General features: G+C 69.6%; 16 protein-coding genes and 1 tRNA gene. 3 read left to right on the top strand and 14 right to left on the bottom strand.

Features of this window, described 5'->3' with window-relative positions; all coding sequences use genetic code 11:
• The first annotated feature begins 76 nt into the window (after window positions 1–76).
• Entirely contained in the window at window positions 77–1,612 is a 1,536-nt protein-coding gene (locus G412_RS0100825) for an alpha/beta hydrolase (protein ID WP_028810406.1), read from the top strand.
• Window positions 1,613–1,722: 110 nt separating this feature from the next.
• Window positions 1,723–1,796: transfer RNA gene (locus G412_RS0100820), tRNA-Thr, on the top strand.
• Window positions 1,797–1,843: 47 nt separating this feature from the next.
• Here the strand turns inward: G412_RS0100820 and G412_RS0100815 are convergent.
• The 14 genes from G412_RS0100815 to G412_RS0100750 form a co-directional block, all read right to left on the bottom strand.
• Window positions 1,844–3,235 carry a tyrosine-type recombinase/integrase gene (locus G412_RS0100815; protein ID WP_028810405.1) on the bottom strand — a complete coding sequence of 464 codons (1,392 nt, stop codon included), beginning with the start codon at window positions 3,233–3,235 and terminating at the stop codon, window positions 1,844–1,846.
• Window positions 3,236–3,297: 62 nt separating this feature from the next.
• A complete protein-coding gene (locus tag G412_RS0100810; RefSeq protein ID WP_028810404.1) occupies window positions 3,298–3,501 on the bottom strand; it encodes a helix-turn-helix domain-containing protein in 204 nt (67 codons plus the stop codon).
• A 468-nt stretch (window positions 3,502–3,969) separates the two neighbouring features.
• Window positions 3,970–5,445 (bottom strand): hypothetical protein, encoded by a 1,476-nt coding sequence (locus tag G412_RS0100805; RefSeq protein ID WP_028810403.1) that lies wholly within the window; start codon window positions 5,443–5,445, stop codon window positions 3,970–3,972.
• Window position 5,446: 1 nt separating this feature from the next.
• Window positions 5,447–6,310, bottom strand: a complete 864-nt coding sequence (locus tag G412_RS0100800; protein ID WP_051338029.1) for a bifunctional DNA primase/polymerase — start codon at window positions 6,308–6,310, stop codon at window positions 5,447–5,449.
• 87 nt (window positions 6,311–6,397) lie between these two features.
• The gene (locus G412_RS32755; protein WP_037647246.1) at window positions 6,398–6,910 is read right to left on the bottom strand and encodes a hypothetical protein; all 513 of its coding nucleotides are present in this window, start codon (window positions 6,908–6,910) and stop codon (window positions 6,398–6,400) included.
• Window positions 6,911–6,927: 17 nt separating this feature from the next.
• A complete protein-coding gene (locus tag G412_RS41330) occupies window positions 6,928–7,059 on the bottom strand; it encodes a hypothetical protein (RefSeq protein ID WP_279626748.1) in 132 nt (43 codons plus the stop codon).
• A gap of 3 nt (window positions 7,060–7,062) precedes the next feature.
• A complete protein-coding gene (locus G412_RS0100785) occupies window positions 7,063–7,671 on the bottom strand; it encodes a hypothetical protein (RefSeq protein WP_028810401.1) in 609 nt (202 codons plus the stop codon).
• Window positions 7,672–7,682: 11 nt separating this feature from the next.
• On the bottom strand, window positions 7,683–7,871 hold the full coding sequence (locus G412_RS0100780; RefSeq protein ID WP_028810400.1) for a hypothetical protein: 189 nt from the start codon (window positions 7,869–7,871) through the stop codon (window positions 7,683–7,685).
• 32 nt (window positions 7,872–7,903) lie between these two features.
• A complete protein-coding gene (locus G412_RS0100775; protein ID WP_028810399.1) occupies window positions 7,904–8,155 on the bottom strand; it encodes a hypothetical protein in 252 nt (83 codons plus the stop codon).
• A 140-nt stretch (window positions 8,156–8,295) separates the two neighbouring features.
• The gene (locus tag G412_RS0100770) at window positions 8,296–10,569 is read right to left on the bottom strand and encodes a cell division protein FtsK (RefSeq protein ID WP_028810398.1); all 2,274 of its coding nucleotides are present in this window, start codon (window positions 10,567–10,569) and stop codon (window positions 8,296–8,298) included.
• Between the two features lie 154 nt (window positions 10,570–10,723).
• Window positions 10,724–11,110, bottom strand: a complete 387-nt coding sequence (locus G412_RS0100765; RefSeq protein WP_028810397.1) for an RRQRL motif-containing zinc-binding protein — start codon at window positions 11,108–11,110, stop codon at window positions 10,724–10,726.
• Window positions 11,110–11,760, bottom strand: a complete 651-nt coding sequence (locus G412_RS32750; protein ID WP_037647244.1) for a GGDEF domain-containing protein — start codon at window positions 11,758–11,760, stop codon at window positions 11,110–11,112. Before G412_RS32750 ends, G412_RS0100765 begins: the two co-directional genes overlap by 1 nt.
• Window positions 11,757–12,767 carry a DUF2637 domain-containing protein gene (locus G412_RS0100755; RefSeq protein WP_028810396.1) on the bottom strand — a complete coding sequence of 337 codons (1,011 nt, stop codon included), beginning with the start codon at window positions 12,765–12,767 and terminating at the stop codon, window positions 11,757–11,759. Before G412_RS0100755 ends, G412_RS32750 begins: the two co-directional genes overlap by 4 nt.
• On the bottom strand, window positions 12,764–13,057 hold the full coding sequence (locus G412_RS0100750) for a hypothetical protein (protein WP_028810395.1): 294 nt from the start codon (window positions 13,055–13,057) through the stop codon (window positions 12,764–12,766). The genes G412_RS0100755 and G412_RS0100750 overlap by 4 nt, the downstream gene beginning before the upstream one ends.
• Window positions 13,058–13,729: 672 nt before the next feature.
• On the opposite strand from G412_RS0100750, the gene G412_RS32745 reads away from it, so the two are divergent.
• The gene (locus G412_RS32745; protein ID WP_167546431.1) at window positions 13,730–14,086 is read left to right on the top strand and encodes a GntR family transcriptional regulator; all 357 of its coding nucleotides are present in this window, start codon (window positions 13,730–13,732) and stop codon (window positions 14,084–14,086) included.
• The last annotated feature ends 194 nt before the right edge of the window (window positions 14,087–14,280 follow it).

The following is a 14,280-nucleotide window of genomic DNA, read 5'->3' as shown; positions in this document are numbered from 1 at the left end:
CGGGCCCATGGTTGACCGGATCACTCGTACGAGCCGCTCTCCGCACAATCCGTCATTGCCCCACTACGCTCCGAGGATGGACACCAGGCATCTGATCCGGATCTCTGCCACCGCCCTCGCGACCGCCGGTCTGCTCATCTCCGGCTGCTCGCCGGGAGGTACGCCGCCGAGTGCCTCGGCGTCCGCGCCGGGGCAAACGGTCCCGGCCGCTCTCCAGACGTACTACGCGCAGAAGCTGAGCTGGCGGGCGTGCGGTGCCCCCGGTTTCCAGTGCGCCACGATGAAGGCCCCGCTCGACTACAAGAAGCCGGAGAGGGCCGACATCAAGCTGGCCGTCACCCGGAAGAAGGCCACCGGCCCCGGCAGGCGCCTCGGCTCCCTGCTGGTCAATCCGGGCGGCCCCGGCGGCTCGGCGATCAGCTACGTCCAGGCGTACGCCGCGATCGGATACCCGGCACCGGTCCGCGCCCGGTACGACATGGTGGCCGTCGACCCGCGCGGCGTGGCCCGCAGCGAGCCTGTCGAGTGCCTGACGGGCAAGGAGATGGACGCGTACACGCAGGTCGACCAGACCCCCGACGACCAGGGGGAGACCGGCAGGCTGGTCACGTCCTTCAAGCGATTCGCGGCCGGCTGCGCGAAGCGCTCGGCCGCGATCCTGCCCCACGTCTCCACGGTCGAGGCGGCCCGCGACATGGACATCCTGCGCGCGGTGCTGGGCGACGAGAATCTGCATTACGTCGGGGCGTCGTACGGGACCTTCCTCGGCGCGACGTACGCCGAACTCTTCCCGGCCCGCGCAGGCCGTCTCGTACTCGACGGTGCGATGGACCCGTCCCTCCCGGCCCGCGACATGAACCGTGACCAGACGGCCGGTTTCGAGACCGCCTTCCAGTCGTTCGCCGCGGACTGCGTCAAGCGCCAGGACTGCCCGCTCGGCACCGGTACGCCGGACGCGGCGGGCAAGCGCCTGAAGGGCCTTTTCGACGAGTTCGACGCCGAGCCGGTTCCCACCGGCCAGAGCCGCCCGCTCGGTGAGTCCCTCGCGACCACGGGCGTGATCGCGGCGATGTACGACGAGTCCGCCTGGACGGAGCTGCGCGAGGCCCTCACCCGCGCGATCGGCGGGGACGGGGCGGCTCTGCTCGCGCTGGCCGACACGTACTACGAGCGCGCCGACGACGGCAGCTACCAGAACCTCATGTACGCCAACGCCGCCGTGAACTGCCTGGACCTGCCGCCCGCCTTCACCGGCCCCGACGAGGTCCGCTCCGCGCTCCCCGTCTTCGAGAAGGCGTCCCCGGTCTTCGGCGAGGGCCTCGCCTGGGCCTCCATGAACTGCGGCTACTGGCCGGCGAAGGCCACCGGCACCCCGCACCGCATCGAGGCCAAGGGCGCGGCGCCGATCGTCGTGGTCGGCACGACCCGCGACCCGGCGACCCCGTACAAGTGGGCCCGGTCCCTGGCGGGCCAGCTGGAGTCCGGCACCCTCCTGACGTACGACGGCGACGGCCACACGGCGTACGGCCGCGGCAGCGACTGCATCGACACGGCGATCAACACCTACCTCCTGGAGGGCACGCCTCCGAAGGACGGCAAGAAGTGCTCCTGACCATGCCGCTGACCTGCTCGGATGGGGTCTGCAGGGAGCTGTACGGAGTACCCCTCGAAACTGTGTAGACTTGGGCCCGCTGCTGATCGCACCATGGTGTCGGCAGCGGCGCCGCCTTAGCTCAGTTGGCCAGAGCAACGCACTCGTAATGCGTAGGTCTCGGGTTCGAATCCCGAAGGCGGCTCTGTAGAAGCCCCAGGACTCACTCGCCGTGACCTGGGGCTTTTGCTTTTACTGGACACGGCGCCGCCGTCGAGCGCGGGCCGCGCGAGTGTCGACGGTCTCAGTTCTGGTCTCAATGGGGCCAGGCTCGGGGGGCGCGGGAACGAAGAACTCGCCCATGCGACGCATCGCGTCCTTCGAGAGGTGAGACCGCCCCTTCACATACCGCCGTGTCTGACTGATCTGGGTGTGCCGAAGGATCTCCATGATCGTGGGCATGTCCACGCCCAGTTCGTTCAGGATTGTGCCGGCCGTGTGACGGCTTCCGTCGTACAGGCGACGGTCGTCGATGCCCGCTTCCCCGAGGAGTTCCTTGAACTCCTCGTAGTCGGCGCGTGGGTCAAGCGGGCGCCCATCCGGCCGTGAGAACACGACGTCGTACTCCTGCCACAGCTCCCCACCGGCGGCCCGCAGCGCCTCCTGCCGGGCCTTGTGCTCGTGGAGGAAGGGAATGAAGACAGGTGGAATCGGGACGGCGTTCCGGCTCTTCTTCGTCTTGGGGCGCGTGAAGACGAGACCGCCCCCCTTGCGCTGCGGACATGCGCTCGCATGGCTCGTGCACGTCTTGGCGCAAGGCTTCGGGCAACCGCGCTTGTAGCCCTTGTGAGTGGTGCAGCCTGGTGGGCAGGGCTCGAAGCGATGAAGGCGCGCGCCGCAGGCGTGAGCATCACCGCAGCCGTGGCGCCAGGTGAGGCGCTGTAGCTGCCACTCAGGACGGAACAGCTCCGCCTCCAGGTCTACGTACGACCACCGCAGACCGAGAGTCTCCCCCTGCCGGAACCCCATGCCGACGCCCACGATCCACCGCATGGAAGTGGGCCGCTTCGCGGCTGCTTCGAGGAACGCCTTGGCCTCTTCCTTGGTGAACGGATTGGCCTCCATCTCGTCCACACTCGGGGGGTCCACGAGGGTGGCGACGTTCTCCGCGATGATGCGCCGGCGGTGGGCAATCTTCAGCGCACGCGACAAGATGCGATGCACCTTCACCACGTGGGAGGGAGCGTGCCCGGCATCGAGCATGGCCCGGTACATCCGCTCCAGGTGTTCGGGTTGCAGCTTGTCGATCCGGTGTTGACCGACCCCCGGAATGATGTCGTTCCGGGTTTTGGACCAGTAGTCGTCCAGGGAGCGCGGCTTGAGCTTCAAGCTCGCGATGTCGGTGAGGTAGGTCTCCATCCACTTCGCCACGGTCGGCTTCCGGCCCGCAGTCGGCGCGCGGCCTTGGTCGCGCAGGCGTTCCAGCTCCCGAACCTTGCGCTTGATCTCGGGCTCGGTCTTGGCACGGCGGTGGCGGCGGTCGGGACTGCCGTCGTTCTTCACGCCCATCGTGACGCGTCCGTGCCACCAGCCGTCCGTACCGAAGTAGATGGACGATTCCATGTTGGGCTTTCGCGGGCTCATGCGTTCCTCCACGGGGGAGGCGCCCCGAGCGGGATGCTCGGGGCGCCTCGGGTGTGCTCAGGTCAGTTGGACAGCGGGGTGAGGTTCTCCACGTACGCTTCGAGATCCGCACGCCGAATCCGGCGAATGCGGCCCAACTTGATGTACTTGAGGGCCCCTTCGGCCATCAGCTCGTAGACGGTCGACCGGCCGATAGCGAGGGCTTCGGCAGCCTCCTCCGGCTTGTACAGAAGTCGGTCGACGGGGGCGGCAATCGCGGTGCTCATTCGGGGTGCCTCCTGGGCAGTCGTCTTCGCCTTCGAGGAGTTGAGCTCGGAACCTCGGCCCGTGTGTGTCCGAGGTGCGGATTTCTGCGTCACAGCGTCACCAGCGTCACTCGGGCTTCTGACCTGGGGCTTTGCGTGACGCGGCGGTGAGGGGGTGCGTCATCGGTGCGTCACGTGCTGCGTCACGGCGTGACGCAGGTGACGCAGGATGACGCAGAGCCTGCCGTCTGCGTCACGCCCGTTGCAGCAGGTCAGGGGGCCTTTTCCTGGTGTGCGTGACGCTGTGACGCAGAGCTTCCCTACTTAGGAAAAAGAAGGGGGTGTCTGTAGTAGTGCGGTGCTCCTTCAGGCGTGAAGAAGGAGCCGCGTCGCGGCACGACCTTGAGGCGGCGCTGCCGCCGAACAGCAAGAGGAGCACCCGGCGAGGCGTGCTCCTCTTGCTTGTCCGGGGTGACCGGGCGGTGCGGGTCAGAACGCTGTCGACTGCTCGGGCGGCGGTGGTGCGCCCTGGCGGGTCATTTCGAGGTAACGGCCCTCGCGGGTACGCCCGCTGTCGATGAGCACCCCCCGGGCCGCGAGGGTGGGCTGAAGGCGCTTGAGACGGTCGGAGAGCACCTTGCCTGTCGTCGGCCATCCTTTAGGCAGGGGGCGCAGTTCCTCGCCGCTGTAGAGGCGGCTGAGGCAGTGCAGCCACTCGGTCGACGGCATCCGCTGCTCGCCGCCAGCGGCCATGGTGTCGGCGTACTGAAGGACGGTCTGCGCCAACAGGTCGCCTTCGATGACGTCGTCGTTCAGGTCGTCCAGGCTCGCCCGGTAGGCGGTGAGCGCCCCGAGGCCGGTGGCGGTGTCGAGCTGCGCGCACAGGTGGGCGAAGTCCGCCATCCGCAGATCGGTCGGGGTCTCCGCTTCGGCGGCCCGGACTTTGACCGTGAGGTCGAGAAGCGAGCCGAGGACCACGGGCAGAACGTCGGCGTACTCCGCCCACAGCTCCGCCTCGGTCCGCCTCACCTGGGGCCGCTCCAGACGCAGGGGCAGCAGTCGTTCCGCGAGGTCGGGCCGGATGACGCCGACGTCGATACCGGTCAGGAGGAGAGGGCGGCGGTAGCGGGCGCGGTGCACGTCCCCGTCGGTGAACAGGGCGCGCTTCACGCTCTCGGCGCCGGTGACGATGCAGCACATGGCGTCGGACAGGTCCGGCGTCATGTGGGACAGGTTGTCCAGGGCGGTGACCCATCCGGCGGCCACAGCCGCGATCAGGTTCTCCTCGTCCTTCGGAGCCCGCCGCAGGTCACCGCTCATGCCCTCCACGATCCGCACCAGCATCCGCCCACCGGTCGACTTTCCCGCGCCCTGCGGGCCGGTGAGGAACGGTGCGGGGACGGGGACGCCGGGGCCGAGGCAGCCGATGAGCCAGGCGATGGCCAGGCACTCGGTCTCGGCGTTGGCGAAGTTACACAGCCGCATCAGCAGATCGATGCCCTTGCCGTCGGTGTCCTTGGCCGGCAGGGGAAGTTCCCCGGTGAGCTGGGTGCGCCGCCAGCACACCTCACGCGGGTCCGGGACCGTGATCTCCCACCCGGTGGGGTGGATACGGACAGACTGCCCGTCAGCGCGGCCGAGGTCCAGCCAGGTCGCCCCGTCGAAGCCGGGGGCGACGCGGATGTGTACGGCCTGGGTGGTCTCGGTCAGCGCGAGCGCCTCGATCAGGTCCAACGCCTCTTTCAGGGCCGTGCCGTTGAACACGCCGACACCGTCCTTGAACATGCCGACCATGAGTTCCTGCCGGTGGCTGCCCGTCGTACCCTGCGAGCGGATCGGGCGGGCCACGGGGTGGCCGTTCTTCTGTGCATAGACGGTGCCATCGGCGGTGCGGAAGTACCGGAAGTGTGACTGCGCGTACTCGGTGATGACCTCACGCGCCGGGTTCTTCTCGTCCTCGGACATGTCACATCCCCAGTGCGATACGGGCGTTGGCCCACGCGTCGTTGCAGTGCCGGACGCTCTCGCCCTTGGACTGCGCGGCGGCGAACAGCCGACCCATGTGGGCCTCAGTCAGGCAGCCGCACCGCCCGTGCGTGGACAGCACGGCGAGGAACGTGCGGTACACGGTCGCGTGCACGCCGCTGGCCGCCTCGGTGATCCGCTGCTCCGCCATGGCGATACCGCGCTCCAGGTAGGCGGGGGCGCGGTGACGGCACTCCCCGCCCTTGGCAGGTACGGGTACGGTGACGGGTCGGACCGGCGACGGTTCCTTGACAATCAAGGCGCGTACGGCGTCGGGCAGAGCGCTCATGGTGCCGGTGCCGGGACCGAGCCACCGGGCGTAGGACATCGTGGACTTGATGTCGACGCCGGGTCGCACCGCGTTCGCGGACTGCGTCGCACCCCAGTAGATCCAGTGCTCACCCCGCGTCGTCGGCACAGTTCGGGTGGCGGGGAGCGACTGGCGGGCCCAGGTGACGGCGTCGGTGTCGTCCAGGTCCACGACGGTGAGTCCGGCGCCGCCGGGGTGGTAGGCCACGGCTTGAGCCTGTTCCCAGACCGCCGACCATCCGGGCCCGGTCAAGGTGCCGGTGTTGGTGGTGGCGGCGGCCCAGCCGTGGCAGGGGCGGGTGCAGTGGCAGGGGCCGGGGGTTTTCATGTTCGGCCGGCCGCCGCAGACGTTGTCCCGGCAGGCCGGGCAGTTCCCGAACGGAACCTTCCCGGCCCGCAGCGGCAGCACCGGCACATCGGCCGCAGCGAGCGCCAGAGCGGTGCGAAGGTGGGCACCACGGTTCCGGCCTCGTCGGATGGTGGTGGGTTGAGTCATGCTGGAGGTCTCCAGTTCTCTGATGTGAGTGGCTGGACGAGGGCGGCCCCGCTTCATTGGCGTGAGAGGGGGCCGCCCTCGGCGTAGCTAGTGGTGCCGGTGCCAGGCGGCGTACTCCTGACGGACATAGCCGCGGGGGTTGCGGACGCTGTCCGGGTGGTCCGGCGGGTAAGGGCCGTCGCTGTACCCGCCGGGACCGAGCCCGGCCGCGCGGTCCATGTCGAGCAGGCGGCGGGCGGCTTCGGTTGCGACGTCGGCCGCGTCGCCGTGGGCGCCGTCGGCTTCGTCCTGGAGCGCGATGCGGTCCAGGACGGCGGCCTTGCGGAGCCAGAACTCCCGCCCGATCTGCTCGCCGAACGGCTTGTCCGCAGCAGCGCGGGCGGTCCAGCCGATCTCGCTGATGATGCTGCGTGCCTTGGCGTACGCAGTCTCGGACGTGGGCCACGGCTGCGGGCGGTGTTCGGCGGTGACGTACAGGCGGGTCTTGCTGCCGTCGAACGTCTTGCTCTGCCGTACGGCGCCGGTGGTGAACGCGTTGGTCAGGGCTGCGGTGACGGCGGGGATGTCGGGCTCGGTGCAGATGACGCGGATCTCGAACATGCCGGTCCTTTCCGGTGCTACTCGCAGATGCAGTCGGGGCGTTCGCTGGAGCCGTCCGCGCCGCACGCGCAGCAGTGCGCGTACGGGTAGGGCTCGCTGCCGTCGCTGGGGGCGCACAGCTCGCAGTCGATGAAGTCGTCCTCGTCCATGGCTCAGTTCTCCTCGGTGCGGTGGCCGGTGGGGAGTTCGGGCAGTCCGGCCCAGGTGAGATGGGCGGGGTCGAAACCGGGCAGGGCGGCACGGGCGGTGAGCGCCTGAGCCAGCGCGGTGGCGTAGGCGGCGCCCTCACGGGCGACCTGGATCTGTGCCCCGGCTCGCAGTGCTTCGACGCGTTCGATGTGGCCGTGTTCCTCGCGCCGCTCGGTGGTGTGCCGGTGGTGGGCGAGGGTGTCGCGGCGGTCGGTGCGCCAGTGGCGGGCGGTGATGCCGTACGCGACGGTGGTGGCCAGTGCCCACAGCAGCAGCGGCAGCGGCAGGCCGTCGGCGTATCCGGCGACCCCGGCGAGGGCGAGCCCGCCGGAGGCGGCGAACGCGGTTCCGGCAATCACGCTGTCCCCGGCACGTCCGGCGGAGGCGAACGCGCCGGCCGCCGCAGCCCCGGCCGCGAGCACGACCATGAGGGCCGCGTTGCCGACGCTGTGTTCGGCGCCGTTGGCGTTCCAGATCCTGCCGAGGATCAGCACGGTGGAAGTGGCGACCGCGGGGGCGGCTTTCGGGGTGGCGTGGGCGAGCCAGTGTCGGTGGACGATCGGTTCGTTCATGACGGGGCTCCCTACAGGTTGGGGATGGCATCGATGACGGCGGTGGCGAGTTCGTTGATGGGGCCGGAGGCGCCGGTGGAGGCGAGGAAGAACCCAAACATCACGGCGATGAACGCGGAGCCGTAGCCGAGGCTCTTGGAGCGCAGGAGGAAGAAGAGGACGAGTCCGAAGAGCAGGACCAGGGAGACGGTGACGGCCACAAGGGGCCTCCTGTCGGGTCGTTAGGTCTGGGTCAGCGGCTGCCGAGGCGGTAGGTGTGGGAGGCGCGGTTGTAGAGCCAGCGGCCGACGCGTATCCGCTTGCCGTGGCCCTTGCAGCGGCGGCAGGTCTTGCCGCGCTTGGGCTTGCCCTTGCGGTCGGTGGCCATGGCGAAGCCGAAGCCGTTGCACTTGCGGCAGGCCTCGAACGGCGAAACCGCACACAGGGACGCATAACCGAGAGTGACGAACAGCAGAAGCGCGATAGCGAGCAGGGCAGGGGTCACGAAGGCCCTCCCAGGGCTGTTTTCGAGGTTCTTGCAGGTGGGCCGCTATCGGCTAGCGGCCTGATCAAGTGACACAGGGGCCGCTAGCGGGACCTCTAGCGCTAGAGGGTCAGCCCCCTAGCGCTAGAGGCCCCTGGCGGTCAGCTCGCGTCCCGCTTACGGTCACGCTCCGCAATCGCGGTGGGGATGCGGGAGCGCTCGAACCCGGTCCGGTTGACGGTCTTGCCGTTGATCCGCCGTGCCACCTGCCCGGTGCTCACGCCGTACGGCTTGAGCGCGGTGGTGAGCTGACGGGCCTTCTCGGCGGGCTCCATCTCCGCCCACGGCCCGTACAGCTCCGGTCGCAGCTCGGCGAGCCGGTCTACGGTGACGTCGTTCCACGGCTTGGCCTCATCCGGCGGGGTGACAGCAAGGACGTCCTCCAACAGCGTGTCCGCTGCCGTCCGCCGCTCCGGCGCAATGCCGGCCGCGAGCCCTGTGAGGGTGCCCGCGTCGATGCGGGCCTTGCGGGCGCGGTCGCAGATGGCGTCCGCTGCGGGGTTGTCCATGTAGTAGCCGCGGACGATCTGCGGATCGTCGGAGGCACCGACCAGGTAGCCGATGCCCTTGTCTGACTTGGTGAACGACGTGGCCCGGATGCCGTTCTTGTACGTGGAGGTACCGAGGATCATGTCGTTCTCGATCTGGCCCATGACCCGCAGGCAGAACCGCGTGCCGACGTTCGCGCTGATCGCAGGCGGGAGCGAGTCCTTGTCCGGGCGCTGCGTGGCGAGCAGCAGGATCACTCCAAGGGCGCGGCCGCGCTTGATGATGGCCGTGCACAGGGCCCCGGCTTCCTTGCCGTACTTCTCGTGGGAGAACAGTTCCTGGCACTCGTCGACCGCCAGAACCAGAGGGTGCAGGCCCAACGACCGGTTGGCTGCGAGCGACGGGATCACCTTGTTCTCCGGGCACTTGTCCTTGGGCAGCGAGGCGATCACCTTCGCCCTGCGCTCCAGGTCCTTGTGCACGTAGCGGATCGAGTCCAGCGCGGCGGCGCAGGTCTCGTCGTCCGGGCCGGAGCCGTAGTCCGCGGCGACCTTCTTCAGCGGGTCCAGGTCACCGGTGCCCTTCAGCTCCCAAATCAGCAGCTCCGCCAGCGGGTCCAGTGCGGCCGCGAGGAGCGGCGTGCGCAGGGAGAACGTCTTGCCCATGCCCGGCATGGCGCCGATCAGGACGTTGTCGTACATCACCGTGATGTCGACGTTCCGGCCGCGCTGGTCGGTGCCGAACGGCAGCGGTTTGAACAGCGACACTTCCCCGCCCTTGGCCAGCGGCCACAGCGCCTTCGGAGTCTTGTTCAGTGCCTTGTCCCCGACCCAGAGCATCATGCGGCCTGCGTGCTCATCGGCCACCGGCTCCGGCCACACGCACCCCAGCGGGCGGCGCAGACCGGATGCAAGCTTCTCGCGCCGATCGAGGATGTCCGGCACGGTCACGCCGTAGGGCAGGTCGACGTCCGCGCGCCATCCCGGTCCGTCGCGGGTGATCGGGGCGGGGAACTTGATGCCCTCGCCGCCCTTGGCCAGAGCCTTGTTGATCTCCGCGATACCGAGCGCGCCAAGGGCACGCTCCACGATCCCGGACGTCAGCCGCTCCACCTCGGTCGCCACCACCGCGCGGGAGATGACGGGCTTGTCGGCCGGCGCCCCCAGGAACCCGAGACCGGCTGTCAGGACCGCCAGCGCGATGACCGTGAGCCAGGTCGGGGCGAGCACGAACAGCAGCAGCGCCACGACCGGGCCGAGGATCAGGGAGAGGACGGCGAGGATGCCGCGGAGCTTGACCCTGTTGTCGCGCTGCCGGGAGAGCTTGAGGTACTGCTCGACGTCCTCGCGTCGGGCGGCGACCTGGCGCAGTGGCTCGCCCTCGGCGTCGGCCACCCAGCGCATCGCGCCACCCACGAACTTCGCGGCGCCCGCCGGGGCCTGGAACGCGAGCCGCAGCCCGTACCAAGGCAGCCGGACCGTGTGGAACGCCGTGGTATGCCAGGCGTACCCGCCCAGCCAGCCCAGCGCGTCCAGGAACTCCGGCTTCGATCGGGCCCAACCGGGGATGACATCGCGGCGCTTGCCGCCCCGGACCTTGTCCATCAGACCCGGCCCGGTCGGGGCCGGGCCGTCGACCATCACGGCCGCCGACTCGTCGTCGCCGGGGTCGGCCGACCGGTCGGCCGGGGTCTGGCCCGACTCGTCGGGCTGGGAGTCGGGCGACGCGGCGGCGTCGGGTCGGGGGGTGGGGTCGGCCGACTCGGTGCGGGCGGAGCGGGCCTTGTCGAGGTCGACCACGTCGGCCCCCGCGTCGGCCGTCCGGTCGGTGGCCATGTCGGCTTCGAGTCGGTTGAAGAAGTCGTTCTCTTCGTCGGGGTGCTTCACTGAAGCTTCCTTCTCTCGGGAGGGAACGGCGGGCCCGGACGCGTGCTGTGGAAGGTGGGCGACCGGGCCCGTACTGAATCGTGAGGCGCCGCAAGGGGCGTAACTACCACCGATTGGTGATAGTTCTGGCCAAGGATTGGCGCTCCGTGCTGACTTAGGCGGTGCGCTGTTCGTCGGGGTAGGCGCAGGGGACGCAGGTGCCGAGGGAGGTCGGGATGACGTATCCGGCGTCGGTGCGGCACTGCGGGCAGGTACGGCGGGCGAGCATCGCGAGGGCGAGCGCGCCCCACTTGCGTGACGTCATCGGCCGGACGGGCTTGGCGAGGTCGATCCGGTAGAGGTGGCCGACCAACGCGCCCGACTTGCGTCCCCGGCTGCGGCGCATGACCTGAGCGGCGACCGGCTGACCTCCGGGCCGGAGCCCCAGGGCGCGGAGCTGGCGGCGGGTGGCGTAGCCGTCGGGGGCGTAGCGCCACGGGTAGGTCGGTATCCCCCACGTCGCGCCGGTCGGGTCGAAGCACTTGCCGAACGTCGGGGACATCAGGCAGCCGCCACGATCGCGGGAGCATCCGTGCGGGCACCGCGCCGTCCGGAGCGGCGGCCGGCCACCGTGGCGAACAGCCGCCCCAGCCCCGCTCGCCCGACCCCGGCGCGGCCCTGCTTGGCCGCGTACATCGCCTCATCCGCCCGACCGAGCAGGGCGGAGAGGTCTTCGCCCGGGTGGTCGGCGGCGCGGACCCAGCCGAGCGAGACCGTGGTGGCCACGTGCGGGTTGGTGTTGTCGGCGGGTCGGGCCAGCACGCCGTGCAGGACGGCGAGCAGGTCCGCGACGCTGCCATGGGCGTCGATGACGACCGCGGCGAACTCATCTCCCCCAAGTCGCCCGGCGACACCGTCGCGGCCGACGTAGTGGGCGAGCCGGTCGGCGGTGGCCTTCAGCAGGGCGTCGCCTGCGGCGTGGCCGTGGCGGTCGTTGATCTGCTTGAAGTGATCGACGTCCGCGAGGATCACGACCGCCCGCTCATCGCGCAGCAGCGCGCTCGCGCGGCGGGTGAAGCCCTCACGGGTCCGCAGCCCGGTGAGCGGGTCACGGCGGGCGGTGTGGAGTCGACGCCGGAGCCACAGCACGTGGCCGGACCAACCGGCTGCCATAGGCCCAGCCGCAGCCAGGGCGGTTAAGAGGGTGCTCATGCCGCGACCTCCTCGGCCGTCTCGGCGGTCTCTTCCGTGTCGGTGGTGTCGACGGAGTGCAGCGGCCGGCCGTCGACCCGCTCGGCGAGCAGCGCGTCCCGCAGGGTGCGGGAATTCGCGGCCGAGCAGTGCAGTGCGGTCCGGAGCGCCTCGGCGTTGATCGCGTCGTCCGCCCAGTCGGCGGTGACCTCGCGGGCCTCGGCCAGCAGCTCAGCCGCGGTCCGGGGCGCCTTCGGCGCCTGCTTCTTCGGGCGCGAGGCACGCTTGCGCGCCACCCGCTCCTTCGGCTCCTGCGGCGGTACGGGTGGCTCCGGAGCCTCTTCCGGCTCCGGCTCGGGCTCGGTGCCCTCGGGAGCGTGTGCGCCGAGGCGGAGGAGAACGCGCTCGCGTCGTGGTGTCTTCGACCGCCACCGCCATCCGTACTGCTCGCGCAGGTCGGCTCGGGCGAGCTGGCGCTCCTTCTCGCGGGCGAGAGCGTCGGCGTAGGAGGTGATCTCCCACAGCGTCATCCGGCGCCACAGGGAGAACGTGGAGGGGAAGGCGAGCAGCCAGCGCGAGGCGCGGATCTTGTCCATCCGGCGGCCGGTCGCAGCTCCGATCCGTACGGCGTAGATGTGCGCGCCGATCTCGGAAAACACCACCCACAGCAGCGGCATGGTCCCGTGGGCGAGCTTCGCCCACATCCCGTGCCCTGCGGCGACGTTCAGACCGCAGGTCACGAGTGTGAGGATCCAGGGGACGAACCTGACCCAGGCGAGGGCCATGTCCATCCGGATGAGCAGCAGGTTGGCCACGGTGAACACCGGGATCGCCACGTCGATACCGACCGGCAGCATCCACGGCTCACCAAAGCCCCACTGGGCAGCCGCAGCCGAGACAGCATCGAACGAGGAGATCAGCCCCAACGCTCCGACACCAGCCGCGGCGAGCGCGCCGATACCGGCGAGGCCCATCTCCGGGCGCGTCAGCGGCGGAACCCCCGGCCGCTCCACGGTCAGTACGCTCATGCCGCCGCTCCCTTCCGGGAACGGTTCCGGCGGGCCGCCGGCCGGACCAGCGGGACGACGTTGAACAGCTCCGGCGCGTGGGCCTCGATCGCCTCAGCGGCGACCTGGCTGACCCGGTCGGGAAGGCCGGGGTTGTCGGCGAGGATGTCGCGGGCCGCAGCCTCACGGGCCGCCCGCTCCATCTCGCTCTCACCCTCAACCCCCAGCCACAGCTCAACCGGGGTACCCAGGGCCAGCTCGATGAACTCGGTGGTGTTGGCCGCGATGCGACCGGCCACAATGTTCTTCATGGGTCGTTTTCTCCTGTCGGTGGAACGGCCCAGAACAGCGGCCCCGGTGGTAGGACACCGGGGCCGCGCGCCGTTCGGATGAGGTGAAGCAGGAGGACGTGCTCCGGCTCCCCGCTGCCCTGCCCGTACGGCTCACGGCCGGACGGGCAGGGGAGGCAACCGGCGCGGCCCGGAGGCTGCGCGGGTGAAGCTGAGCGGGATTCACCGGCTATCCCGGTGCGCATAAGCCGCGGCTCAGCCAGTGACGCGAAGGGCGCAGCCGCCGTGCCGGTCCAGCACGGTCGGCGCCCGGGTTCTTCGTCGATGCATCAGGAGCTCCTCTGTCGGTGTCGCATTACATGCGTGTCGCACTGCAAGGGGGACCTCGTCCCCACCCTCCGGCCGTTGCTCGCGGTCGCCGGGCCACCTCGCCAGTCGGGCCGAAGCCCATTGCGTCCTACCTGGCCTTTAGCGGGATTGCAGCGTCCCCGCCCTGTGCATTCGTGCAGGTCAAACAGGTCGATCAAGTGCTCTGCCCTTCCGGGCTGAGCGGCTTTCTCAGCTCTGCCTCAGAGTGCACTGTGAGGCAGAGTGCGTCAAGCCCCCTCGCGGAACAAGCAGCGTGGACCGCTGGTTTCACCTATGAGGCACGGGCACTATGAGGCAGAGATCGAAACGAGACTTGGGGTGCAGATGGTCGAGTGGACCGGCAAGCAGTTCGCCTACCAGCAGGTAGCCGATGACCTGCGGCGACGCATCGCGGATGGCGAGTTCGCAGAGACCGGACAGCTCCCCTCGTACGGGGACCTTCAGAAGGCCTACGGAGTCACGGTGACCGTGGCCCGCGCTGCCATCAATCAGCTGAAGGGCGACCGGCTCGTCGTCAGCCATCAGGGCAAGGGCGTGTTCCTGACCGCCGACGCCGGCCACTCCGCAGCACAGCTCGCCGATCCGGTCGGGACCATGGCGGAGCTGCGCGAGGAAGTTGACAAACTTCGAACCGAAGTTGGAGAACTGCGCCAACGCGTCGCGACACTGGAAGGGAACTGACCTTCTAGTAAGCCGGGGTGGGACCTGGACAGTCGCGCCGTGGGGCATCTGAACCTCCTCGTTCGGTGTGCCACAAGTTCACCGCCACGGCGCGAAAATCGGTATCACGTCCCGCTACCTGAGAAAGTCGAAGCGGTTTTATACATCCGCTTACACATGCGCTATCACGATTTTCCATAGCGCTAGCCGGGCCG

Source organism: Streptomyces flavidovirens DSM 40150, from assembly GCF_000429085.1.
GTDB lineage: Bacteria > Actinomycetota > Actinomycetes > Streptomycetales > Streptomycetaceae > Streptomyces > Streptomyces flavidovirens.
This window is presented reverse-complemented; position numbering and strand designations above follow the sequence as displayed.